The sequence below is a fragment of the Agrobacterium sp. A3-95 genome, from assembly GCF_053521785.1.
Window position 1 is genome coordinate 1 of the sequence record NZ_JBNWDR010000012.1, and the last position, 22545, is coordinate 22545.

Consider the following 22545-nt stretch of genomic DNA (forward strand, 5'->3'; position numbering starts at 1 on the left):
GCGTCATCGCCAGGGGCACGATCATCCACACCAGCAAAAGCAGCACCGAAGGCGCAAGCATAACCCGCGCCAGACCGCTCGTGTTTCGTGTTGCCATTGCACTAACCTCCCCATGGGCTCGGGCATCACGAAATGCCCCCGGCATATCCGGAAGAACCGGCTCATTCCAGTTTTGATTTGAAAGGCTTAAAGGCCACCGCGCAGCTCGCGGCTTGCGCCCCCAAGGTTCGCTGCCCGGCATTGGCGCCGGACAGCGATCTTCAGGAGGATTACTTGATGTAACCGGCGCGGGTCATTTCACGCGTCGCTGTCGACTGGGCGCTGGCAAGCGCATCGTCGACACTGGACTGGCCGGCAACGACCGCCGAGAACAGCTGACCGACCGTGGTGCCGAGCGCCTGGAATTCAGGGATCGCCACGAACTGACCGCCGGTGTAAGGCACGGGCTTTACGGTCGGTTTGGTGATGTCGGCGGCATCCATCGCAGCAAGCGTCGGCTTGGCGAAGGCGGCTGCTTTTTCATAATCAGCATTCTTGTAAAGCGAGGTGCGGGTACCCGGAGGCACGTTTGCCCAGCCTTCCTTGGCAGCGACGAGTTGGGTATATTCCTTGCTGGTTGCCCAGGAGATGAACTTCTCGGCGGCATCCGCCTTCTGCGAGCTCTTCGGGATAGCAAGGTTCCATGACCACAACCAGTTGCCGTGGTTCTTCAGTTCGCCATGCGTCGGGAAGAGCGCATAACCGACCTTGTCGGCAACGGTCGAATCCTTCGGGTTTGAAACGAAGGAAGCAGCCACCGTGGCATCGATCCACATGCCGCATTTGCCCTGCTGGAACAGCGTCAGGTTTTCGTTGAAGCCGTTGGAGGAAGCACCCGACGGACCGGCATCCTTCATCAGATCGACGTAGAACTGAAGAGCACTCTTCCATTCCGGCTGATCGAACTGCGGCTTCCAGTTCTCATCGAACCAGCGGCCGCCAAAGGAGTTGGTGAGCGCGCTGATGAAGGCCATGTTCTCGCCCCAGCCAGCCTTGCCGCGCAGGCACATGCCGTTGATATCCGTCTTGCGATCGGTAATCTTGCGGGCAGCGTCACCGATGAATTCCCAGGTCGGGTTTTCAGGCATCTTCAGGCCGGCTTTTTCAAACAGGTCCTTGCGATACATGATCATGGCGGATTCGCCGTAGAACGGCGCCGCATAAAGCTTGCCTTCGCTGGAAAGACCACCACGGATCGCCGGCAGAATATCATCCACGTCGTATTTGTCGCCAAGCTTTTCGAGCGGCAGCAGCCAGCCCTGCTTGGCCCAGATCGGCACTTCATAGTTGCCGATGGTCATGATGTCGTACTGACCGCCATTGGTGGCGATATCGGTCGTCACGCGCTCGCGCAGGACGTTTTCTTCAAGCGTGACCCATTCCACCTTGATGTCGGGGTTCTTGGTGGTGAAGTCGGAGGTCAGACCCTGCATGCGGATCATGTCGCCGTTGTTGACGGTGGCGATGGTCAGCGTTTCGGCGGAAGCAAGGGTCGAAAAGGCGAGTGCCGAGCATGCGCCCAGCAAAATGGTCTTCAATGTCATATCTTCCTCCCAGAAGAAATTTATGAGCATTCGCTTTGCTCTGGGGCATTTACTCACCCACAGCCAAAAAAAGTCAAGCAACATCCTGTGCTGCGGCGCACATGGAAAAATCAAGCCATTGATTTTAATAGATTAATTTTTGCTCAATGCGTGAGCAAATATTCACTTGTCGCTTCGTCGGTGATGAGGCCGTTCAAAAGACCACCCCTCAGTGCCGCGAGAATCGAAGCGTTCTTGCGCGCGCCCTGGGCCATGCCGATGACCGTGCAGGTCTCTCTGGACGGAATGGGAACAGAGGCGACGCGCTCGTTGACGGAATGGTCGAGAATGCGGCCGTTGGCATCATACATCCAGCCGCAGATTTCGCCGATCGCACCGCTTGCCATCAGGGCCTTCATCTCATCGACACCGAGAAAACCATCAACGCAGAGCGGTGCATTTTCTCCCAGTTCGCCGACGCCGACGAAGGTGACATTGGCGGCTGCACCCAGCGCCAGCGTGGAGCGCACCATGGACTGGTCGTGCAGTAGTTCCCGCTCTTCCGCAGACGAGCAGAGAACCGGCAGCGGCATCGGGAAATGCCGCGCCTTGATGGCATCGGCCATACTGAAGATGACGTTGTAATAGGCGGCCGATCCATCCGGCCCGATATTGCCTGTCAGTGACACGATGCGGTGCTGCGGACATTCCATCGGCGGCAGTTGGTCCACAGCAGCCTTCAGCGTACGGCCGGTGCCGATGGCAAGCACGATGGGATCGGCATTTTTCAGCCAGCGCTCGATTTCCGCCGCGCCGGCCTCGGCAATGCCGACCGTGGAGGAAACGCCAGCGGGATCGCTCGGCACCACCTCGATATATCTAAGGTCGAATTTCTGCTTCAGCCGCTCCGCCTTTTCGAGACAGGCGGCGATGGGGTGATCGAGCCGGACCTTGATCAGCCGCTCGGCGACGGCCAGCGATACCAGACGCTGCGCCGATTGCCGGGATATGCCCATGGCAGCGGCGATCTCGTCCTGCGTGCGGCCCGCGACATAATAAAGCCAGCCAGCACGCGCCGCATCATCCAGCCGTCCATGTGCGTCGTTCCGTCTGGCCATGCCGCCGCCCTCTAAGAATTATGCTCGAGCATTTGCTGGCATTTTTTCAGGCCGCCTGTCAAACGGCACAGCGACTGAGCGAAGCGTTTGGCGGGACCGGGCACCTCTAAAGAAGATGCAAAACATTTCCTCCGTCATGCTCGGGCCTGTCCCGAGCATCTGCAATGCACCGATTTACGAGACATTGGCAGATCCTCGGCACAAGACCCAGGATGACGTTGTGAACACAGAGGCACCTATCCCTGCGCAGTTTCCTCTATATCAAGCCGCTTCCTGCACCAGATGCCCTTCCGAAACCTCGCGGTAATGGCGTTGCGGCGGAACATAGTTCACAGGACGGATCGGGCTTTTGATCTCGTCCGTTGCCATGTTGCGCCTGATCTGGCGCCGGGCCGGATCCGGCACCGGAACGGCGGACATCAGCTTTTTCGTATAGGGGTGCTGCGGATTATCGAAGACGGCGGCGCGTGGGCCGATTTCGACGATCTCGCCGAGATACATCACCGCGACACGATGGCTGACACGCTCCACCACAGCCATATCGTGGGAAATGAACAGGAAGGCGAGGTTGAGGCTCTGTTGCAGATCGAGCAGCAGGTTACAGACCTGCGCCTTGATGGAGACATCAAGCGCCGACACCGCTTCATCGGCAACGATGACCTTGGGGTCAAGCATCAGCGAACGGGCAATGGCAATGCGCTGGCGCTGGCCGCCGGAAAACTCATGCGGGAAGCGCCGCATCATATCCGGGCTGAGGCCAACCTTCTCCATCAGGTCCGCCGCCTTTTCACGCGCCTGCGCCTTCGGTCCAAGCCGGTGTTCGATGAAGGGCTCCATGATCGCCGTGCCGATGCTCATGCGCGGATCGAGACTGGCGAAGGGGTCCTGAAAGATCATCTGCACGCTGCGGCGCATGGTGCGCAACGTTGTCTTGTCGAGTTTCATCACCTCGTAACCGTCGAGCGTCACGTTACCGGAGGTCGGTTCGATCAGCCGGGTGATCGACCGCCCCGTGGTGGACTTGCCGCAGCCGGATTCACCGACCAGCGATAGTGTCTCGCCCTCAGCCAGATCGAAAGAGACCTTCTCCACCGCATGCACGGCACCGGACTTGCGGCCGAGAAGACCGGAGCGGATATCGAAGCGGGTCGTCAGGTCCCGGACCGAAAGAATGGGCGTGCGACCACCGGAAACCGTGTTCCTGACCTCTTCAACCGGTTGGCTTTCGCCGGTCTTGATATCGATGATCGGAAAACGGGCGGGCAGTACCCGCTCTTTCATCGAACCGAGCTTCGGCACCGCCGAAAGCAGGGCGCGCGTATAGGGATGGTTCCCGCGATGGAAGATATCGTCCGTCGTGCCGGTTTCCACCACGTCGCCGCGGAACATGACGATGGTGCGGTCCGCCACTTCCGCCACCACGCCCATATCATGGGTGATGAACAGGACCGACATGCCCTCCTCTTCCTGCAATTGCTTGATAAGGTCGAGAATCTGGCCCTGAATGGTCACGTCGAGCGCCGTCGTCGGCTCGTCTGCAATCAGGAGCTTCGGCTTGGAGGCAAGCGCCATGGCAATCATCACGCGCTGGCGCATGCCGCCGGAAAATTGGTGCGGATAGTCGTCGAAACGGTTCTTCGCATTGGGAATGCGGACTTTTTCCAGAAGCCTGACAACTTCGGCCTTGGCAGCAGATGAGGAAATATCCTGGTGCACGGTCAGCGCTTCGGCGATCTGCTTGCCGATCGGGAAGATCGGATTGAGGCTGGTCATCGGCTCCTGGAAGATCATCGAAATGTCCTTGCCGCGAACCTTGCGCATCTCCTCTTCCGGAAGTGCCAGCAAATCGCGCCCGCCGAGCATGACCTTGCCCTCGATGCGGCTCGTTTTCTTATCGAGAAGCCGCATGATCGACAGCGACGTCACGCTTTTACCCGAGCCGCTTTCGCCAACGATCGCCACCGTCTCGCGGGGCGCAATGTCGAAACTCATATTGCGGACCACCGATTTCCAGCCGCCATCAACGCGGAAGGACGTAGTCAGATTTTGAACCGAAAGAACCGGACTTACCGAACCGCCGGTCTGTTCCATGGATGTTGCCGCCAAAAGCATGCCGATCTCCTGAAAAGCGAAAGGCGGCCGTGAAGGCCGCCGGATGTCTTACGCAGCAAGCGCGGTTTCGGCCATCGAGACCCAGTAGCTGATGCCGTAAGGCAGGGCCTCGTCATTGAAGTCATAGGCGGCATTGTGCAGCCCGGCCGTGTCGCCGTTACCGATGAAGATGAAGGCGCCGGGGCGTGCTTCCAGCATGTAGGAAAAATCTTCCGCGCCCATATGCGGGTTGGGATTGGTGTTGACGGCGTTTGCGCCTGCCACACCTGCCGCCACGCTGGTTGCGAATTCGGTTTCGTCATTGTGATTGAAGGTGACGGGATAACCGCGATCATATCTCACCTCCGCCGTCGCGCCATGCGCCATGGCGGTGGCTGTCGCCACTTCCTTCAACCGTTTTTCGGCGAAATCGCGGGTTTCCGGCAGCAGGGTGCGCACCGTGCCGGTCAGCGTCACCGAACCGGGGATGACATTGCCCGCTGTGCCGCCGTGGGTGGTGGCGACGGTGACGACCAGCGATTTCAACGGGTCCGTTTCCCGCGAGACGATGGATTGCAGGGCGATGATGATATAGGCCGAGGTCAGCACCGGATCGACGGAAAGATGGGGGGCCGCCGCATGGCTACCCTTACCGGTAATGACGATCTCGAAACTATCCGCCGCCGCCATCGTCGAACCCTTGCGGATGGCGAAGTTGCCGACCGGAATGCCCGGCTCGTTATGCATGCCATAGACCTGAGAAATGCCGAATTTCTCCATCATGCCGTCGTTCAGCATGGCAAGTGCCCCTGCGCCACCCTCTTCAGCCGGCTGGAAGATGACGGCCACGGACCCTTTGAAATTACGGGTCTCCGCCAGATATTGCGCCGCACCCAAAAGCATGGCCGTATGCCCGTCATGGCCACAGGAATGGGCCTTGCCCGGAACCTTGGAAGCCCAGGGCTTGCCGCTGGTTTCGAGGATCGGCAGCGCATCCATGTCGGAGCGGAAACCGATGGTCGGGCCGTCCCCGTGCCGCCCCTTGATGATGCCCACCACGCCGGTCTTGCCAATGCCGGTTTCGACGATATCGCATCCGAAGGATTTGAGTTTCTCCGCCACGAATTTTGAGGTTTCGAAGACGTCGTAGAGCAGCTCCGGCGTCTCGTGCAGGTGGCGCCTCCAACCGGCTACTTCTTCCTGCATCTCGGCCACACGGTTCAATATCGGCATTCCCATTTTTCCTTTTTTTGTTCCCCGCCGGGTTGTCGGGAACCATATTGCGTTTGGAATTTCTGCTTTTGCAAGTATGAATTTCGCTAGATGAGTGAAAAATAGGCCCGAAGCCAATCGGCTCAAATTTTGTTCATCAATCAGAGTTTGGGGCTTGCATTTCAAAAAAACTGACAATAGCATCACTGGGAACGGAAGAATATTCGTTAGCAAAGTCAAACACTTAAAACAAAAGACTTGCAAATGACGTTGAGGAAAAGCGTCAAACATTCAAACAGATAAAATCTTCAAAGGGGAAAATCACAATGAAGAAGCGCAGCGTTCTCTTTGCCAGCACGGTGGCGGCCTTGGCCATGGCAGGCTCTGCCGCCCATGCCGAGCGTGGCAGTGACGGCGAACTGAAAATCCTTTTCTGGCAGGCTGTATCGACACTCAACCCATATCTTTCCGCTGGCACGAAGGAAGTCTACAGCTCGTCCATGGTGATCGAGCCGCTGGCGCGCTACGACGAAAAAGGCGAGCTGGTGCCGATGCTGGTGAGCGAAATTCCGACGGTCGACAATGGCGGCATCGCGAAAGATCTGCTCAGCATGACGTGGAAACTGAAGAGCGACGTCAAATGGTCTGATGGCACGCCCTTTACCGCTGACGACGTCATCTTCACCTGGAAATATTGCATCGCACCAGACGGCGGCTGCGCGCAGGCGGCACAATATGAAGGCGTGAAGAACGTCGAGGCGATCGACGCCCACACCATCAAGATCAGCTTCAACGAACCGAAGCCCTACCCCTACTCCGCATTTGTTGGCGCACAATCGCCTGTCATCCAGAAGAAACAGTTTGAAAAATGCGTCGGCGCTGCGGCACCCGGCTGCACATCCGCCAATTTCGGCCCCATCGGCACCGGCCCCTTCGTGGTCAAGGATTTCAAGCCGAACGACGTCATCAGCTTCGTGGCCAACCCCAATTATCGCGATCCGGCCAAGCCCGCCTTCGCCACGGCTACCCTGAAGGGCGGCGGTGACGCAGCTTCCGCTGCACGTGCCGTTCTTGAAACCGGCGAATTCGACTACGCCTGGAACATGCAGGTGGAGCCGGAAATTCTGGCCACCATGGTAGCTGCCGGCAAGGGCAAGCTGGAAACTGCCTTCGGCACGCAGGTCGAGCGTATCAATCTCAACTGGTACAACGCCGATCCTGCGCTGGGTGACAAGCGCTCCACCAAGGAAGGCGGCCCGCATCCGGCCCTTTCCGACCCGGCCGTGCGCCGCGCGCTCTCGCTTGCCATCGACCGTGATATTATTGATGAGGCAGGTTATGGCGAGGCAGGCAAGCCGACCTGCAATATCGTGCCGGCTCCGGAAGCCGTCGCTTCGACCAAGAATGACAGCTGGTGCCTGAAACAGGATCTGGAAGGCGCAAACAAGCTGCTGGACGATGCGGGCTGGGTAAAGGGCGCCGATGGCATCCGCGCCAAGAACGGTGTGAAACTGTCCTTCCTCTACCAGACCTCCACAAACTCCGTTCGCCAGGCCACGCAGGAACTGGTGAAGGACATGTGGTCGCAGATTGGCGTTGCTTCCGAACTGCGCAATGTCAGCGCCTCCGTCTTCTTCGGCGGCGATCCGGCAAGCCCCGACACCTTCCAGAAATTTTTCGCCGACGTTGAAATGTACACCAACAATTTCGACGGTACCGACCCGGAAAAATATCTGGCGGAATGGCTATGCGACAAGATCCCGGCTCCGGCTAACGGCTGGCAGGGACAGAACATTCCGCGTTATTGCAACCCGGAATTCGACAAGCTGGTAGGCGAACTGTCCAAAACCGCAGACCTTGCCAAGCGCGGTGAGATTTCCAAGCAGCTGAACGATATGCTGACCGAAGAAGGCGCGCATATTCCGCTCATCCATCGCGGCAGCGTCTCCTCGCATTCGTTGACACTCGAAGGCGTTCGCATGAACGCCTGGGATTCGGAACTCTGGAACGTCGCGGACTGGTCCCGCAAGAAGTAACCCGCAAATGCGCGGTCGCCCCTGACGGGGGGACCGCGCTCATTTTGCGAGACCCTGACGGTCTGGAGACTTTCCGATGTTTACCTTTACGCTCCGGCGGCTTGCCTTTGCCGTACCGACGTTGCTCGTCATCAGCTTCGTCATCTTCGCCCTGCTCGATCTGGCGCCGAATGATCCGACCGGCGACCTGCCGCTGACCATTCCACCCGAAGTGCGCGAGCAGATCCGCGCCTCGCTCGGTCTCGACCAGCCCTTCTTCATCCGTTACATGCTGTGGCTGCAGCAATTCTTCATCAATGAACCGCTGAACCTGTTCGAGAAGCTGACAGGCTGGCAGATCGGCGACGGCAGTCGCATGCGTGTGCTGTCCTGGGCAACGCGCAGCCCGGTGGTTGATCTTGTCATCCAGCGCATGCCGCAAACGCTTTGGGTCGTCGGCCTTGCCTATCTCTTCGGCGCGCTTCTGGCGATCCCGATCGGCGTCATTTCCGCCTACAAACAATATTCGATCTTCGATCAGATCGGCACCTTCGTCTCGATGGTGGGTTATTCGGTTCCCACCTTCTTCACCGGCGTGCTGCTGGTCGTCATCTTCAGCTCCTATCTGCAATGGTTCCCTTCCGTCTACGACACCAATCTGCAGGTGACTGACTGGGGAAGCCTCGTGGCACAGATCAAACAGATGTTCATGCCGGTTCTGGTGCTGACCCTTTACAACGTCTCGCAGATCAGCCGTTTCGTGCGCGCCTCCATGCTGGACAATCTCCATCAAGACTATGTACGCACCGCGCGTGCCAAGGGCGTGAAGGAAAAATCCGTTCTGCTCGTTCACGTCCTGCGCAACAGCCTTATACCCGTCGTCACCGTCATCGCACTCGGCGTGCCGACGATCTTTTCCGGCGCCATCATTACCGAACAGATTTTCCGCGTGAACGGGCTTGGCCAATTGCTGATCACCGCCGTTCAGGGCGCGGATATTCCGCTGGTGCAGACGCTGACCTTCATTTTCGCGGTGCTTATCGTGCTCTTCAACCTGATTGCCGACGTGCTTTACGGCATTCTCGACCCGAGGATCCGCTATGACTGACGCCACCCTCGCAGCACCAGCCGTTGCCGCCACGCCTGTGCAATCGGCACTTGCCGATATCTGGAAACAGTTCCGGGTCCACAAGGGCGGCGTGGCAGGCCTGTTCGTTTTCATCTTTATTTTGCTTGCGGTCTATGTCGGGCCCTATATCCACACTGTCGCGCCCAATGCCATCAATGTGAAGGAACGCAACCAGTGGCCGTCGCTGGCGCATCCCTTCGGCACCGACAATCTGGGCAAGGACATGCTGGCGCAGGTGCTGGCGGGCGGGCGCATCTCGCTTGCCGTCGGCATCACCGCCATGCTGCTGGCGCTGTTTCTCGGCACGCTCGTGGGGGTGCTGTCAGGCTATTTCCGAAGACTTGACGGGCCGCTGATGCGGCTGACGGACCTGTTCCTGGCCCTGCCGCTGCTGCCACTGCTGCTCGTCATTCTCATGCTGTTCCGTGATACGCTGCGTGCCGCCTTCGGGCCGGAAACCGGTATCTTCATCCTCATCGTCTTCGTGATCGGGGTAACCAGCTGGATGCATACCGCACGCATCGTGCGCGGCGACGTGCTGACGATCAAAAGCCAGGAGTTTATCATGGCGGCGAAATCGAGCGGCATGCGCGAATACCGCATTATCCTGCGCCATATCCTGCCGAATGTGTTGAGTTCGATCATGGTCTCAGCCACGCTCGGCATCGCCTCGGCCATCATCACGGAATCGGCGCTGTCCTTCCTCGGCCTCGGTTTTCCGTCCGACTTTCCGACCTGGGGACGACTGTTGTTCGATGGCGCCAACTTCCTGCAGCTGACGCCCTCGCGCGTGCTGTGGCCTGGACTGGCAATCTCGCTGACGGTTCTGAGCGTCAACTATATCGGCGATGCCGTGCGCGATGCGCTTGATCCAAGGGCGCTTAAGAGCTGAGGCGAAGGGCGCGGTGGCTGCGCCCTTCCCTTTACCTCAGTGATAATTCATCTTTTCCGCGTCGAGAATGCTGTCTGCATCCAGCGCAGCAATCGGAATGTCGCTGCGCGCCGGAATATCGCCGGAAAGCTGCAAGGCCAGATAACGCCCGCAGCAGACTCGTAGAAACGAGGTGAAGTTGCCGAGATCATGCCTGGCATCGATCGATTCATTATAAAGCTTGGCAATGAGCTGCGCGCTGTTCATGCCATCGCGGCGTGAAATCTCGTCCAGAGTCGTCCAGAAGAAGTTTTCAAGTCTGACACTGGTGACCATGCCATCGATCCGCAAAGACCGGGTATGGCTTTCCCAAAGCGTCGGGTCTGCCTTGATGAAAAGCTTGCACATTGTGTCCTCCCTCAGCAAGCTGCAGAAGATAGACGGGAAACGGGACCGGTAAAAGCCCCATTCCGCCGGCCTTATCTGCCGAGCACCGCCATGAATTGCGAAAGCCATGCCGGATGCGCCGGCCATGCGGGCGCCGTCACCAGCTTGCCGTCGGTAACCGCCGCATCGATGGCGATATCGGCATAGGTGCCGCCCGCCAGTTCCACCTCGGGGCGGCAGGCCGGATAGGCCGAGCAGGTGCGGCCCTTGAGGACACCCGCAGCCGCCAGCAATTGGGCACCGTGGCAGACGGCCGCGACCGGCTTGTCAGCCTCGAAGAAATGCTTCACGGCGGCAAGCACATCCGCATTCAGCCGCAGATATTCCGGCGCGCGACCACCCGGAATGACCAGCGCGTCGTAATCCGCGACCTTGATATCGGCAAAAGTTGCGTTGAGCGCGAAATTATGGCCGCGTTTTTCTGAATAGGTCTGGTCGCCCTCGAAATCATGGATCGCGGTCGCGATCGTCTGGCCAGCCTTCTTGCCGGGGCAGACGGCATGCACCGTGTGACCAACCGCAAGCAGCGTCTGGAACGGCACCATGGTCTCGTAATCCTCGGCGAAATCGCCGGTGATCATCAAAATCTTCTTCGGCATGCTTGCTCCTCCCATTTCGAATGCCCGGGGCACCGTAACAGGAGGGGCGGAGAAGCGGGTATTATGGCTATACTACAGGGCCGATAAAGACGGGATCAGCGCGCTTTGGGCGGCTCCGGCCAGCGCCGAACACCGCCGCCCCAATCCTCGAAGGCCTTGGAAAGCTTGAGAACGAGCAGATCCGCGTAACGCGGGCCGACGATCTGCAAGCCGATGGGCATCCCGGATTTTGAGAAGCCGCAATTGATCGAGGATGCCGGCTGTTCCGACATGTTCCAAGGGACGGTGAAGGCGATATGTTCGAAGGGTAGCTCGGGGTCGTTGGTGGGCGAGGCCCAGTCGGCCGGATAGGAGACGATGGGATTGACGGGTGAAATCACCACATCAACCGATTGCATCAACCGCCCGCAGGCTTTGCGCATTTCCATGGTCTGGTTGAAACCGAAAACGGCCCGCGCGCCGGAAACATCAGCGCCCTTCAGCGCCCATTCGTGAATATAGGGAAGGATCGCCGCGCGTCGTTCGTCACTCAGCGCCGCCATATCGCCCCAGAATTTCGCCCGCCAGAAATCATCCAGCCCATCAAGCATGTCCCGAGACAGCACCGGCTCGACCGGGACCACGATGGCACCTGCATCTTCGAACAGCTTTGCGGACGCCACAACAGCATCCCGCACCTCATCGTCCAGGGCCAAGCCGCAGCCGGCATCCAGCATCAGGCCGATCCTCAGGCCCTTTACGTCGATATCGAGGTCCATCCAGTTGATATCGTTGGGCGGCAGCGCGGTGCCGTCACGCCAGTCCGGGCGGGAAAGCGTGGCCATGGCATAGGCGGCGTCGACGACGGTGCGGGTCATCGGCCCGGCGCAGCGGCCGGTATAATAGGGATCGACGGGTATGCGGCCCTGGCTGGGCTTGAAGCCGAACAGCCCCGTCCACCCCGCCGGTAGCCGCACCGAGCCGCCAATATCCGTGCCGATATGCAGGGTGCCGTAACCCGCAGCACCGGCAGAAGCCGCACCGGCACTGGAGCCGCCGGGGTTCTGTGTCGGGTCCCATGGGTTGCGGCTGAGCTTGTGAAAACTGGAAAGGCCCGATGACAACATGCCGTAATCCGGGCAGGTGGTTTTGGCGTAAATGATGGCGCCGTCCTCGCGGCAGCGGGCCGCAACCGGCGCGTCTTCCAGGGCCGGCACCAGTTCCACCGCTTTGGTGCCAAGCGGAACCGGCTGGCCTTTAGTGGCGATCAATTCCTTCAGCGACACCGGAATCCCATCGAGGGGCCCAAGCGTTTCACCTTTTTGCCAGCGCATCGTCGAGGCCAGCGCCTGCTTGCGGGCATCCTCGGGATCATAGGCGTAAAGCGCGTTCACCGTGGGCTCGAATGCGTCGATACGGGCCTCTACCGCCTGCCAATATTCCGATGGCGACAGCTTCTTTTGCCCGTAAAGCGCCAGGATTTCGAGCGTGTTGAGGTGTATGAGATCGGTCATAAGCTTCGTCTCGTCAGAAAACAGATAATATGGGCGATATCGGCTTGAAGCGGTCAGCTGGTATCGCGTGGGTCCAGCAGGTCGCGCAGGCCATCGCCAAGCAGATTGAGGCCGAAGACCGCGAGCGCAATGGCAAGGCCGGGCATGATGGCAAGCCAGGGTGCAGCACCTAGATAGGTCTGCGCATCGGCGAGCATCCGCCCCCAGGTGGCGGCCGGCGGCGGCATGCCGAGACCGAGGAATGAGAGTCCCGCTTCGGTAAGGATGGCAAGGCCGAGCTGGATGGTCACCTGCACGATGATCTGGTTGGAAATATTCGGCACGATATGAAACAGCGTGATCTTGGCGCGGTTCTGGCCGATGCTGGTGGCGGCGGTGACATATTCCCGCGACCATATCTGCAAGGCCGCACCCAGCGTCAGCCGCGCAAAGACCGGCACCATGAAGGTGGCAATGGCGATGATGGCGGTGAACCGCCCCGTACCGATGAACGCGCCGAGCATCATGGCCGACAAAATCGGCGGTACGGCGAAGATGATATCGCAGGCGCGCATCACCAGGGTTTCAGTGAAACCGCGCAGTGCCGCGACCGATACGCCAAGCGCCGTGCCAATGAGCGCGCCGATGGCAACGGCGGCGATGGAGGTGGAGAGCGAATTCCATGCCCCCGCCATCAGCATGGACAGCACATCGCGGCCAAAATGGTCGGTGCCAAGCCCGCCATAGGCAAAGGGCGATTTCAGCTTCTGGGCAATCTGTATCTTCGTCGGAGAAACCGGCGTCCAGACCAGCGAAAGCAGGGCAACCGCTACAAGAAAGAGAGTGACGGCGATGCCAAGGACGAAAGCGGGGCGGCGGCGGATCAGTCGCATCATCGTGCACCTGCCCGCAGTCTTGGATCGATAAAGAGATAGGCGATATCAACCAGAAAATTCATGACGATGACGAGCGCCGAGAAGAACAGCACGACGGACTGCATGACGACGATATCCCGCTGGGTCAACGCCTGATACGCAAGCCGCCCGAGGCCCGGCAGATTGAAGACATTCTCCACCAGCACTGCCCCGGCAATCAGGAAGGTGAATTGCAGGCCGATCATGGTGACAACGGGGATCATGGCGTTCGGCACCGCATGTCGCCACAGCGCTACCCGCTCGCTCAGCCCCTTGGCGCGGGCGGTGCGCACGAAATCCTCGTTCATTACCTCAAGTACTGCCGAGCGGCAGACGCGGGTGAGGACGCCTGCCTGCGACAGCGCAAGCGCAATGGCTGGAAGCACAAGCGCGATAAATCCGGCAGAAAAACTCGGACGCCAGCCGGGAAAACCGCCTGATGGCATCCAGCCGAGCGTGGTGGAAAAGACGATGATGAGCAGCAGCCCGACCCAGAAACCGGGAACGGCAATGCCGACATGGGAAAAGAGCCCGGCTGCGAAATCCACCGGCCCGTTTCGGCTTCTCGCTGCCGCGACGCCGAGCGGAATGGCGATGGCGACCGATAGGCAGACCGCGAGCAGCGCAAGCGGCAGGGTGACGGCAAGCCGCTCGACAATAAGCCCCGCTACCGGCACGCCGTAGGTATAGGATTGTCCGAGATCACCCCGGAATACGCCTGCAAGCCAGTGGATGTAACGCAATGGCAAGGGCTGATCGAGACCCATCTGCTTTTGCAGCGCGAGAAGCGTATCCGGGCTCGCCGACGTGCCGAGCATGATGGCCGCCGGATCACCCGGCAACAGCCCCATGACGATGTAGATGATGAGCGACACCGCAAACAGCGTGACGATGAGGCTTGCAAGGCGCCGGACGAGAACGGCTAACATCTGGCATTCTTTCCTTGCGTTGTTTCGTTTCGGGATGTGGCGGATGGATTTATTGTCATCCCCGCACACTCTTCCCTCACCCCTGTGCTTGTCACAGGGATCCAGCCGAAGCGTGCCTGCGCGGCGGAAAGGTTCCTTTCAGCCCAACGACTTGGGCTGGCTGGATTCCTGTGACAGGCACGGGAATGAGGTGGTGGGTAGGAATGCGCCTCGCCGTTCACAACAAACGTCACTCTTCCCAATGCACATCCGTCAGCACATTGGACGGAATGGGTTCGTTTTCCCACAACCCCTTCAACTTCTTGTCCCAGACGCCGAGTTTCGGCATCACGAACAAGAACAGCGCCGGCACATCTTCGGCGAGGATTTTCTGCGCTTCGCCGTAAAGCTTTTCCTGCTCGGCCGCATCCGCCGTCTTTTCGACATTGGCGATGACCTCGTTGAAGGCAGGGTTCTTATAGTTGAAATAATAGGGATCACGGGAGTAGATATCGATATCCATCGGCTCAGCGTGGGCGACGATGGTCATGTCGTAATCCGCGCCCTTCAAAACATCCGCCACCCATTTTGCCGGAAATTCCGTGGTCTCGATGGTCATGGTGACACCGATTTCGGCCAGCATCGCCTGGAGGATTTGCGAGGTCCGCTGGGCATAGGCCATTTGCGGGGCCTTGATCGTGAAGCTGAAACCGTCGGGGTAACCCGCTTCGGCAAGAAGCGCCTTTGCCTTGTCTATATCGTAAGAATGAACACCGGTCGTATCGATGTAACCGCGATCGTTCGGCGTGTAGTGGCTGCCGATGGCCGTGCCGTAACCCGACCATGCGCCTTCAATCACCGTGCCGCGGTCCACCGCCATCATCAGCGCCTGGCGCACGCGCTTGTCGTTGAAGGGTTTGCGGGCATTGTTCATGCCAGCCACGACCTTGAGTTCCGTATTCCCGACGAAGGTACCGAGACGCGCATCGCCGTCGAAGGACGTCATCAGTTCCGGCGCGCCGAATTCCGGGAAGGCATCGATATCGCCGGATTTCAGTGCCGCTGCCTGCGCCTGCGGATCGGAAACGAAGCGGAAGGTGGCCTTTTCAAGCTTCACCGCCACCGCCTTGTCCCAATAGGCCGCGTTCTTCTCCAATTCCACCTTGTCGCCCTTGGCCCAGTTTGCGAACTTGAACGGGCCGGTGCCGATAGGCGTGGTACGGTTATTGTCAGCGCTCTTCGGCGCAACCATGACGGAGGCCGGCCAGCCGAGCCAGTAGATCAGGCTGCCCGCCGGCTGCTTCAGCTTCAGTACCAGCGTCGCGGCATCCGGCGTTTCTATGCTCTCGATGGCGGTGAAGAAGCGTTTTTGTGGGTTTACCGACGTTTCACCGCGTGCCCGGTCGAGCGAAAATTTCGCAACGGAGGAATCGAAGGCCTCGCCGTCGTGGAAGGTAACCCCCTGGCGCAGCTTGAACGTATAGGTCTTGCCATCGGCTGAAATTTCCCAGCTTTCGGCAAGCTGCGGTTTCACCTTGCCGTCATGGTCGATGGTGACGAGACCTTCGAATATGTTCTGCCAGCTGACCTGACCGATGGCGACGGGTGCCGCAATTGTCGGGTCGAGACCCGTCGGCTCCACTGTCATGCCCAGCGTCAAGGCGGTCTTCGGCGCGGCCGCGGCGTCCGTCATAGAAAGCGGCATCCAGAGCGCCGTCCCCAGTGCAAGCGCAAGCGCGGCGCGCCGCGTAACTTTCAGCGGCTGCGAAAAATAAGTGCGTGGCATCATTGTCCCCTGTCTGGCGGCCGAGGCATTTTTGCCTTTCGAAGACCACCCGTTGCAAAAAGAGTGTCATGTTGCAGGCGCACACACAATCGTGATTTTTGTGTGCTCCGTGTAGCTGAAATGGCTACACGGAAATACGGATGGAAATCAACCGGGATGGACAATTCTCCAGGCTGGCGAATTCCCCTACCCCGCTGTCGCCTCGCGCATGAAACGCTCGATGAAATCGGCAAGCTTAGAGGCGGCGAAGGATAGTTGACGGTCGGGCGCCACGCAGAGATCGATCTGGGTGTGGATGCCCTTCTTGCCGGAAAGCGGAACAGCAACCATCTGGCCGCTGCGGATTTCACGCGCCACCGACAAGGCCGGCAACAGCGTGGCCGCGGCATGGCCCAGAACCAGTTCCTTCAGCATTTCCAGCGAACTGGTGATAAAGACGGGATCAAGCTCGATACCGGCATCGGCAAACAGTGTATCGAAGGCCTGACGCGCCGCGAAACTCTTGTCCGGCAGGGCAAGCGGCAGGCCGGCCAGTTCCTTCAACGAGACTTCCGCCTGCGCGGCAAGCGCATGGCCGGTCGGAAAAATAGCATCGTAACTGATACGGGTGCGCGAGCGCACTTTCACGCCGGAGACCTTGGGCGCAAAAAGGCTGACGACCAGATCCGCTTCGGCTGCACCCAGTGCTTCCATCGCCTGGCGCGCGCTGGTGATGTGCACCTCGAAGCGCAACTGCGGATATTTGAGGCTGAACTGCGCCAGCACCGGCGCCAGAAGGTTCGCCACCGTCGCGCCATTGGCATAAACGGTGACCCGGCCGCGCTGAAGCCCCTTCAGGTCATCGATCAGCTGGTGCACATGGTCGAGTTCGCGCAGCGTCTTGCCGGCGCGGGCAGCCAGCAATTCCCCCGCCGCCGTCAGCTTCACGCCCCGGCTGGAACGCTCCACCAAAGGCGAGCCAAAATAATATTCGAGGTTCTCGATCTGGCGGCTGACTGCCGTCGGCGCGATATTCAGATTTTCGGCAGCGGCGCGCATGGAATTGGTGCGGACAAGTTCGTCGAAATACATCAATGCGCGCAATTGCATGGTCGGGATACCCTGTTTTGGCCGACACTGTCCGTCATGCCGGGCTTGACCCGACTATAGCGGCAGCTCAAGCGCGCTTGAAGCCCTCGCTCGCCACCAGCAGCTGCCTGGTATAATCCGCAGTAAACTCGCGGCTTTCCAGCGCTTCCGCCTCCAGCATTTCCACCACCTTGCCGCTTTTCATCACCGCAAGGCGATCGCACATGTGGCTGATGACGCCGAGATCGTGGCTGACCATAACGAAGGTGAGGTTGCGGTCCTTGCGGGCCTGTTCCAGCAGATTGAGGATTTCCGCCTGGATGGACGCGTCGAGCGCCGAGGTCGGCTCATCCAGTAGCAGTATCTTCGGCTCGACGATCAGCGCGCGGGCAATGGCGATACGCTGCCGCTGACCGCCCGAAAGCTGGTGCGAATAGCGGAAGCGGAAACCGGTGCCGAGACCCACCTCATCAAGCGCGCGCGCGATTCGATGCTCGCGATTGTCGAGACCATGGATGACGAGTGGTTCCAGCAGCAGCGCATCCACTGTCTGGCGGGGGTGCAGGGAACCGTAAGGGTCCTGAAACACCATCTGCACATCGCTATAAAAGCTCTTGTCGCGGTGCTTGCTCGAATAGGAGCGACCAGCCACCATCAACGAGCCTTCATCGAAATGGTTGAGGCCGGCAATTGCCCGAAGCAGCGTCGACTTGCCGGAACCGGACTCGCCGACGATACCGAAGGACTCACCCTCGGCCACATCGATGCTGACACTGTCGAGCGCGATATATCCGTCGAAATCGACCACCATGTTTTTGATAGAAAGAACCGTGCTCATGCGCGCCACTCCGCCTTGCGTTCCAGAACCGGCAGCGGATGCCGGTGGCCGCCAATTTCCGGCAGGCAGTTCAAAAGACCCTGCGTATAGGGATGCTTCGCCTCTTTAAGATTGGCAGAAGACAGCTCCTCAACGACCTTGCCCGCATACATGACCAGAACGCGGTCGCAGAAAGATGACACCAGCCGCAGATCGTGGCTGACGAAAATCAGCCCCATGCCGCGGTCGCGAACCAGCTTGTCGAGAATATCGAGCACTTCGAGCTGCACCGTCACGTCGAGCGCGGAAGTCGGCTCATCGGCGATCAGAAGTTCCGGGCCGCAGACCAGCATCATGGCAATCATGACGCGTTGGCCCATTCCGCCGGAAACCTCGTGCGGGTAAAGATCGAACACGCGCTCGGGATCGCGGATCTGCACGGCCTCCAGCATGGCGAGCGTGCGTTGGCGCGCCTCGCCGGAACCGATGCTTTCATGGGTACGCAGCGTTTCCATGATCTGGCGGCCGATGGGCATGACCGGGTTCAACGAATATTTCGGATCCTGCAGGATCATGGCCAGGCGCTTGCCGCGCATGAGCCGCCGCTCCTTTGCCGAAGCACCGAGAAGATCGACATCGCCGAAGCGCAACACATCGGCCTCGATGCGAGCGCTTTTCGGGGTCAGCCCCATGATGGCGCGGCCGGTCTGCGATTTGCCGGAGCCGGACTCGCCGACGATGCCTAGGCGTTCGCGTCCCAGCGTGAACGAGACGCCACGCACCGCCTCCACCAGCCCGGTGCGGGTGGGGAAGGAAACGCGTAGATTCTCGACGGTCAGAAGCGGCGCGCTCATTGGTTCGCCTCCTTGGGGTCCAGCGCATCGCGCAGGCCATCGCCCAGAAGGTTGAAACCGAGGCTGACGATCAGGATCGCAATGCCCGGCATGGCGGCAACCCACCATTGGTCGAGAATGAAACGGCGTCCGGAAGCAATCATCGCGCCCCATTCCGGCAGCGGCGGCTGTGCACCGAGGCCAAGGAAGCCGAGGCCGGCTGCTGTGAGGATGATGCCCGCCATATCGAGCGTGACACGCACGATGAGCGACGACATGCAAAGCGGCATGACGTGTTTCAGGACGATGCGAAACGGCGACGCGCCCATGAGCTTGACCGCCGCGATGAAATCGGAATTGCGGAAGGTCATGGTTTCGGCGCGCGCGATGCGCGCATAGGGCGGCCATGAGGTGACCGCGATGGCGAGCACCGCGTTTTCAATGCCCGGTCCAAGTGCGGCCACCAGCGCAAGCGCCAGAACCAGCTTCGGAAAGGCCAGAAAAATATCGGTGATGCGCATCAGAACGGCATCCACCCAGCCGCCGGCATAACCCGAGACGGTGCCGACGATGAGTCCGATGGGTGCGGCGATGATGGCCACCAGAAGCACGACGAACAGGGTCAGCCGCGAACCGTGGATGAGGCGCGAGAGAATATCACGCCCCTGATCGTCAGTGCCGAGCAGGTAACCTTCTGTCCCCGGAGGCAGAAGCCGAGCATTGCGCAGATCGCCCTGCACCGGATCGTGTGGTGCAAGCACATTGGCAAACAGTGCGACAAGCAGCAGCGCAATGATAATGCCGAGGCCAAGCAGCGCCAGCCGGTTTTCCGAAAAGCGCCGCCAGATGACATAGGCACGGCCAAGCCGTGCCTGCCTGCGCGAGGCAGGACGGTCGGAGAGCAGCCATTCGCGGCTGTAGGGTTTGAGTGTATCGGTCGAAATCGTCATCGGCTGCGCGTCCTTGGGTCGAGCGTCCGGTAAAGCAGATCGGAGAAGAGATTGATGCCGACGAAGATGGCGCCGATCACGATCGTGCCGCCAAGAACGGCATTCATATCCGCATTCTGCAGGGAATTGGTGATGTAGAGGCCGAGCCCCGGCCACGCGAAGATGGTTTCGGTCAGCACCGAACCTTCCAGCAGACCGGCGTAAGATAGCGCAATCACGGTCACCAGCGGCACGGCGGCGTTGCGCAGAGCGTGAAACCAGATGATGCGCGTTTCAGAAAGCCCCTTGGCGCGCGCCGCAACGATATATTCCTGGGCGAGCTCATTCAGCATGAACGAACGCGTCATGCGGCTGATATAGGCCAGCGAAAAATAGCCGAGCAGAGAGGCGGGCAAGATGATGTGGCGGAACAGATCCCACAATACGTCCCATTGCCGTTGCCAGATCGCGTCGATCAGGAAGAAACCCGTGACCGGCGTAAAGGTGAATTCGTAGACGATATCCATCCGGCCGGGATAGGCGACCCATTGCAACCGGGCGTAAAACACCAGCAGCGCCAGGAGGCCAAGCCAGAAAATCGGCACGGAATAGCCGATAAGGCCAATGACGCGCACGACCTGGTCGGCAAAGCTACCGCGCTTGACCGCGGCAAGCACGCCGAGCGGAATGCCAAAAACGGCGCCGATGATGGTGCCGAGCGTGGCAAGCTCTATGGTCGCCGGGAAAACCCGCTTGATATCCTCCATCACCGGGTTGGTGGTGAGGACTGAGATGCCGAAATCACCCGACAGCGCCTGCTTCAGATAGATGAAGAACTGCTGCCAGAGCGGCAGGTTGAGGCCGAGCTGCTCACGCACGCGCTCGACCACATGCGCAGGAGCGCGGTCGCCGACGATCGCCAGTGCGGGATCGATCGGCACAACGCGGCCAATGAAAAATGTGACCGCCATCAGCCCCAGAAAGGTGGTGATGACGGTGACGGCGAAGCCGAGAATGGCCTTCGCGCGGGCGTTGGCACGGCGTTTGCCCTGCCTCGCCCGGCTGTTTGCTTCAACGATGCTCAAGAGACCGATCCTTCCGGATCATTCCTTGGAGATCGTATAGACATAGTTGGTGTCGAAGCTCGGTCCGAGCTTCAGGCCCTTGAGCTTCGCGGAGTATCCCGCCACTTCCGTCTGCTGGAAGATGATGACGAACGGGCCTTTTTCGAGAACTTCCTTCTGGAGGTTCTGATAGATGGCGGCGCGTTTGGCATTATCCTTTTCCAGAAGTGCCGACTGCGTTTCCTTCGTCAACTCCGGAACGTCCCAGGCGTTACGCCAGGCAAGCGTCTTGTTCTTGCCTTCTTCGGAGTTGTCGTAGTTGATCGTGAAGGTCTCGGCATTCGAGTTCGGGTCGAAATAGTCCGAACCCCACTGGCCGATGTAGATATCGTGCGTGCGGGCGCGGTACTTGGTCAGCGTCTGCTTGCCGTCGCCGGGAATGATTTCCAGCTTGATGCCAGCCTGCGCCAGCGTCTGCTGTACGCTTTCGGCAATTCCGGTTACCGGCTGCGTGTTACGCACATCCATGGTCACGGTGAAGCCGTCCTTCAGGCCGGCCTTCGCCAGCAGTTCCTTGGCCTTGGCGACGTCGAGCTTGTATGGGTTCTCGTCAAGCGCGCCAAGCTGGCCCTTTGGCAGGAAGGTCTGATGGATTTCGCCGATGCCCTTGATGATCGTCGCGCCGATCGCGTCGTAGTCGACAAGATATTTAAAGGCCTCGACGACCTCAGGCTTCTTCAGGTTCTCGTTCTTCTGGTTGAGGCTGAAGTAATAAACGGTGCCCTTGGGCGCGGAGGTGACGGCAAGGCCTTCCTTCTTGGAAACGGCTTCCATATCACCCGGCTCGAGGTTGCGGGCAACGTCGATATCACCGTTTTCAAGCGCCAGGCGCTGGCCGGAGCTTTCCTTCATGTGACGATAGACCACGCGCTTCAACTTCGGCTTCTCACCGTAATAGTTGGGGTTGGCCTCCAGAATGACGGCTTCGTTGGCCTTCCAGCCAAGGATCTTGTAGGGGCCGGAACCGGCATAACCTGTTTTCAGGAACGCATTGCCGAAATCGGTGTCGTATTTGTAATCGGCGCTCGGCGTGACGGGCTTGGCCTTTTCGGTCACCAGCTTCTTGTCGACAACTGCGGCAACGGTCGCGGTCAGAACGTTCAGCACGAAGCTTGGTGCGTAGGGCTTGTCGACCGTCAGCACGAAGGTGTTGGCATCCGTCGCTTTCGCCTTCTCAGTGACGTTGTCGCCCTTGAGACCGAACTGCGTCAGAAGGAATGCTGGCGACTTGTCGAGCTTGATGGCACGTTCAAAGGAAAAGGCAACATCATCTGCCGTCACCAGATTGCCGGAGGCGAATTTCAGGCCGGTCTTCAGCTTGAAGGTATAGGTGAGACCGTCTTCAGAGGTCGTCCAGCTCTCGGCCAGATCGCCGATCACCTTGGACGTGTCGTTGAGATCGATGGAAACCAGCTTGCTGTAGGTGTTGCCGGTAACTTCAGCTGCCGAAAGCTCGAATGCCTCACCCGGATCGAGCGTGATGATGTCGTCGATGGCGAAACCTTCAACCAGCGTATCGGCCGGCGTGGCGGCAAAAGCGTGCGGCGCAGACAGCATCATCAGCGACAGAGCAGCGCTGGTGCTGAGGATACGCATGGACTTGTTGAGCGATTTGATCATAGGATCTCCCCTTTTGTTATGAGATTGATT

The 22545-nt window shown here is 59.5% G+C and carries 19 protein-coding genes and 1 pseudogene; 3 read left to right on the plus strand and 17 right to left on the minus strand.

Annotated elements, in window-relative coordinates; all coding sequences use genetic code 11:
• The 5 genes and pseudogenes from ACQZ5Y_RS24790 to ACQZ5Y_RS24810 form a co-directional block, all read right to left on the minus strand.
• Nucleotides 1–241 (minus strand): annotated as a pseudogene (locus tag ACQZ5Y_RS24790) (sugar ABC transporter permease); the annotation flags it as partial.
• Between the two features lie 28 nt (nucleotides 242–269).
• Nucleotides 270–1583, minus strand: a complete 1314-nt coding sequence (locus ACQZ5Y_RS24795; protein WP_013762306.1) for an ABC transporter substrate-binding protein — start codon at nucleotides 1581–1583, stop codon at nucleotides 270–272.
• A gap of 143 nt (nucleotides 1584–1726) precedes the next feature.
• Nucleotides 1727–2680 (minus strand): sugar-binding transcriptional regulator, encoded by a 954-nt coding sequence (locus ACQZ5Y_RS24800; protein WP_003518080.1) that lies wholly within the window; start codon nucleotides 2678–2680, stop codon nucleotides 1727–1729.
• Between the two features lie 261 nt (nucleotides 2681–2941).
• Nucleotides 2942–4792, minus strand: a complete 1851-nt coding sequence (locus ACQZ5Y_RS24805; RefSeq protein ID WP_003518082.1) for an ABC transporter ATP-binding protein — start codon at nucleotides 4790–4792, stop codon at nucleotides 2942–2944.
• 48 nt (nucleotides 4793–4840) lie between these two features.
• Nucleotides 4841–6004, minus strand: a complete 1164-nt coding sequence (locus ACQZ5Y_RS24810) for a M20 aminoacylase family protein (protein WP_003518084.1) — start codon at nucleotides 6002–6004, stop codon at nucleotides 4841–4843.
• 305 nt (nucleotides 6005–6309) lie between these two features.
• Here ACQZ5Y_RS24810 and ACQZ5Y_RS24815 point away from each other — a divergent pair, with 305 nt between their 5' ends.
• The 3 genes from ACQZ5Y_RS24815 to ACQZ5Y_RS24825 all read left to right on the plus strand — a co-directional run bounded on the left by ACQZ5Y_RS24815 (nucleotide 6310) and on the right by ACQZ5Y_RS24825 (nucleotide 10019).
• Nucleotides 6310–8019, plus strand: a complete 1710-nt coding sequence (locus tag ACQZ5Y_RS24815; RefSeq protein ID WP_097099520.1) for a peptide ABC transporter substrate-binding protein — start codon at nucleotides 6310–6312, stop codon at nucleotides 8017–8019.
• Nucleotides 8020–8095: 76 nt separating this feature from the next.
• On the plus strand, nucleotides 8096–9106 hold the full coding sequence (locus tag ACQZ5Y_RS24820; RefSeq protein ID WP_003518086.1) for an ABC transporter permease: 1011 nt from the start codon (nucleotides 8096–8098) through the stop codon (nucleotides 9104–9106).
• A complete protein-coding gene (locus tag ACQZ5Y_RS24825) occupies nucleotides 9099–10019 on the plus strand; it encodes an ABC transporter permease (protein ID WP_013762302.1) in 921 nt (306 codons plus the stop codon). Before ACQZ5Y_RS24820 ends, ACQZ5Y_RS24825 begins: the two co-directional genes overlap by 8 nt.
• A 36-nt stretch (nucleotides 10020–10055) precedes the next feature.
• Here the strand turns inward: ACQZ5Y_RS24825 and ACQZ5Y_RS24830 are convergent, their stop codons facing one another.
• The 12 genes from ACQZ5Y_RS24830 to ACQZ5Y_RS24885 all read right to left on the minus strand — a co-directional run bounded on the left by ACQZ5Y_RS24830 (nucleotide 10056) and on the right by ACQZ5Y_RS24885 (nucleotide 22515).
• Nucleotides 10056–10406, minus strand: coding sequence for a ribbon-helix-helix domain-containing protein (locus ACQZ5Y_RS24830; protein WP_112959872.1), 351 nt, complete (start codon nucleotides 10404–10406; stop codon nucleotides 10056–10058).
• A gap of 71 nt (nucleotides 10407–10477) precedes the next feature.
• Nucleotides 10478–11044 (minus strand): DJ-1/PfpI family protein, encoded by a 567-nt coding sequence (locus ACQZ5Y_RS24835; protein ID WP_003518089.1) that lies wholly within the window; start codon nucleotides 11042–11044, stop codon nucleotides 10478–10480.
• A 95-nt stretch (nucleotides 11045–11139) separates the two neighbouring features.
• Nucleotides 11140–12537 (minus strand): amidase, encoded by a 1398-nt coding sequence (locus ACQZ5Y_RS24840; RefSeq protein WP_003518090.1) that lies wholly within the window; start codon nucleotides 12535–12537, stop codon nucleotides 11140–11142.
• A gap of 53 nt (nucleotides 12538–12590) precedes the next feature.
• Nucleotides 12591–13412: an ABC transporter permease gene (locus ACQZ5Y_RS24845; RefSeq protein ID WP_013762300.1), complete on the minus strand. Its 822-nt coding sequence runs from the start codon at nucleotides 13410–13412 to the stop codon at nucleotides 12591–12593.
• Nucleotides 13409–14359: an ABC transporter permease gene (locus ACQZ5Y_RS24850; protein ID WP_111800087.1), complete on the minus strand. Its 951-nt coding sequence runs from the start codon at nucleotides 14357–14359 to the stop codon at nucleotides 13409–13411. The genes ACQZ5Y_RS24845 and ACQZ5Y_RS24850 overlap by 4 nt, the downstream gene beginning before the upstream one ends.
• Before the next feature lie 229 nt (nucleotides 14360–14588).
• Nucleotides 14589–16124, minus strand: a complete 1536-nt coding sequence (locus tag ACQZ5Y_RS24855) for an ABC transporter substrate-binding protein (protein WP_003518093.1) — start codon at nucleotides 16122–16124, stop codon at nucleotides 14589–14591.
• Between the two features lie 186 nt (nucleotides 16125–16310).
• On the minus strand, nucleotides 16311–17213 hold the full coding sequence (locus ACQZ5Y_RS24860) for a LysR family transcriptional regulator (RefSeq protein WP_174051009.1): 903 nt from the start codon (nucleotides 17211–17213) through the stop codon (nucleotides 16311–16313).
• Nucleotides 17214–17280: 67 nt separating this feature from the next.
• Nucleotides 17281–18030, minus strand: a complete 750-nt coding sequence (locus ACQZ5Y_RS24865; protein WP_174060244.1) for an ABC transporter ATP-binding protein — start codon at nucleotides 18028–18030, stop codon at nucleotides 17281–17283.
• Complete coding sequence (locus ACQZ5Y_RS24870; protein ID WP_003518096.1) at nucleotides 18027–18863, minus strand: ABC transporter ATP-binding protein; 837 nt, start codon at nucleotides 18861–18863, stop codon at nucleotides 18027–18029. Before ACQZ5Y_RS24870 ends, ACQZ5Y_RS24865 begins: the two co-directional genes overlap by 4 nt.
• Nucleotides 18860–19792 carry a nickel transporter permease gene (nikC, locus tag ACQZ5Y_RS24875; protein WP_003518097.1) on the minus strand — a complete coding sequence of 311 codons (933 nt, stop codon included), beginning with the start codon at nucleotides 19790–19792 and terminating at the stop codon, nucleotides 18860–18862. Before nikC ends, ACQZ5Y_RS24870 begins: the two co-directional genes overlap by 4 nt.
• Complete coding sequence (locus tag ACQZ5Y_RS24880; protein ID WP_003518099.1) at nucleotides 19789–20856, minus strand: ABC transporter permease; 1068 nt, start codon at nucleotides 20854–20856, stop codon at nucleotides 19789–19791. The genes nikC and ACQZ5Y_RS24880 overlap by 4 nt, the downstream gene beginning before the upstream one ends.
• 18 nt (nucleotides 20857–20874) lie before the next feature.
• On the minus strand, nucleotides 20875–22515 hold the full coding sequence (locus ACQZ5Y_RS24885) for an ABC transporter substrate-binding protein (RefSeq protein WP_174051007.1): 1641 nt from the start codon (nucleotides 22513–22515) through the stop codon (nucleotides 20875–20877).
• Nucleotides 22516–22545: the final 30 nt, after the last annotated feature.

What these genes read in the sequence shown, in the direction of transcription:
- nikC (WP_003518097.1), bottom strand. Translation starts at nt 19,792, where the DNA reads ATGACGATTTCGACCGATACACTCAAACCCTACAGCCGCGAATGGCTG.
- ACQZ5Y_RS24825 (WP_013762302.1), top strand. Translation starts at nt 9,099, where the DNA reads ATGACTGACGCCACCCTCGCAGCACCAGCCGTTGCCGCCACGCCTGTG.
- ACQZ5Y_RS24810 (WP_003518084.1), bottom strand. Translation starts at nt 6,004, where the DNA reads ATGCCGATATTGAACCGTGTGGCCGAGATGCAGGAAGAAGTAGCCGGT.
- ACQZ5Y_RS24800 (WP_003518080.1), bottom strand. Translation starts at nt 2,680, where the DNA reads ATGGCCAGACGGAACGACGCACATGGACGGCTGGATGATGCGGCGCGT.
- ACQZ5Y_RS24865 (WP_174060244.1), bottom strand. Translation starts at nt 18,030, where the DNA reads ATGAGCACGGTTCTTTCTATCAAAAACATGGTGGTCGATTTCGACGGA.
- ACQZ5Y_RS24870 (WP_003518096.1), bottom strand. Translation starts at nt 18,863, where the DNA reads ATGAGCGCGCCGCTTCTGACCGTCGAGAATCTACGCGTTTCCTTCCCC.
- ACQZ5Y_RS24845 (WP_013762300.1), bottom strand. Translation starts at nt 13,412, where the DNA reads ATGATGCGACTGATCCGCCGCCGCCCCGCTTTCGTCCTTGGCATCGCC.
- ACQZ5Y_RS24885 (WP_174051007.1), bottom strand. Translation starts at nt 22,515, where the DNA reads ATGATCAAATCGCTCAACAAGTCCATGCGTATCCTCAGCACCAGCGCT.
- ACQZ5Y_RS24850 (WP_111800087.1), bottom strand. Translation starts at nt 14,359, where the DNA reads ATGTTAGCCGTTCTCGTCCGGCGCCTTGCAAGCCTCATCGTCACGCTG.
- ACQZ5Y_RS24840 (WP_003518090.1), bottom strand. Translation starts at nt 12,537, where the DNA reads ATGACCGATCTCATACACCTCAACACGCTCGAAATCCTGGCGCTTTAC.
- ACQZ5Y_RS24835 (WP_003518089.1), bottom strand. Translation starts at nt 11,044, where the DNA reads ATGCCGAAGAAGATTTTGATGATCACCGGCGATTTCGCCGAGGATTAC.
- ACQZ5Y_RS24855 (WP_003518093.1), bottom strand. Translation starts at nt 16,124, where the DNA reads ATGCCACGCACTTATTTTTCGCAGCCGCTGAAAGTTACGCGGCGCGCC.
- ACQZ5Y_RS24815 (WP_097099520.1), top strand. Translation starts at nt 6,310, where the DNA reads ATGAAGAAGCGCAGCGTTCTCTTTGCCAGCACGGTGGCGGCCTTGGCC.
- ACQZ5Y_RS24830 (WP_112959872.1), bottom strand. Translation starts at nt 10,406, where the DNA reads ATGTGCAAGCTTTTCATCAAGGCAGACCCGACGCTTTGGGAAAGCCAT.
- ACQZ5Y_RS24860 (WP_174051009.1), bottom strand. Translation starts at nt 17,213, where the DNA reads ATGCAATTGCGCGCATTGATGTATTTCGACGAACTTGTCCGCACCAAT.
- ACQZ5Y_RS24820 (WP_003518086.1), top strand. Translation starts at nt 8,096, where the DNA reads ATGTTTACCTTTACGCTCCGGCGGCTTGCCTTTGCCGTACCGACGTTG.
- ACQZ5Y_RS24805 (WP_003518082.1), bottom strand. Translation starts at nt 4,792, where the DNA reads ATGCTTTTGGCGGCAACATCCATGGAACAGACCGGCGGTTCGGTAAGT.
- ACQZ5Y_RS24795 (WP_013762306.1), bottom strand. Translation starts at nt 1,583, where the DNA reads ATGACATTGAAGACCATTTTGCTGGGCGCATGCTCGGCACTCGCCTTT.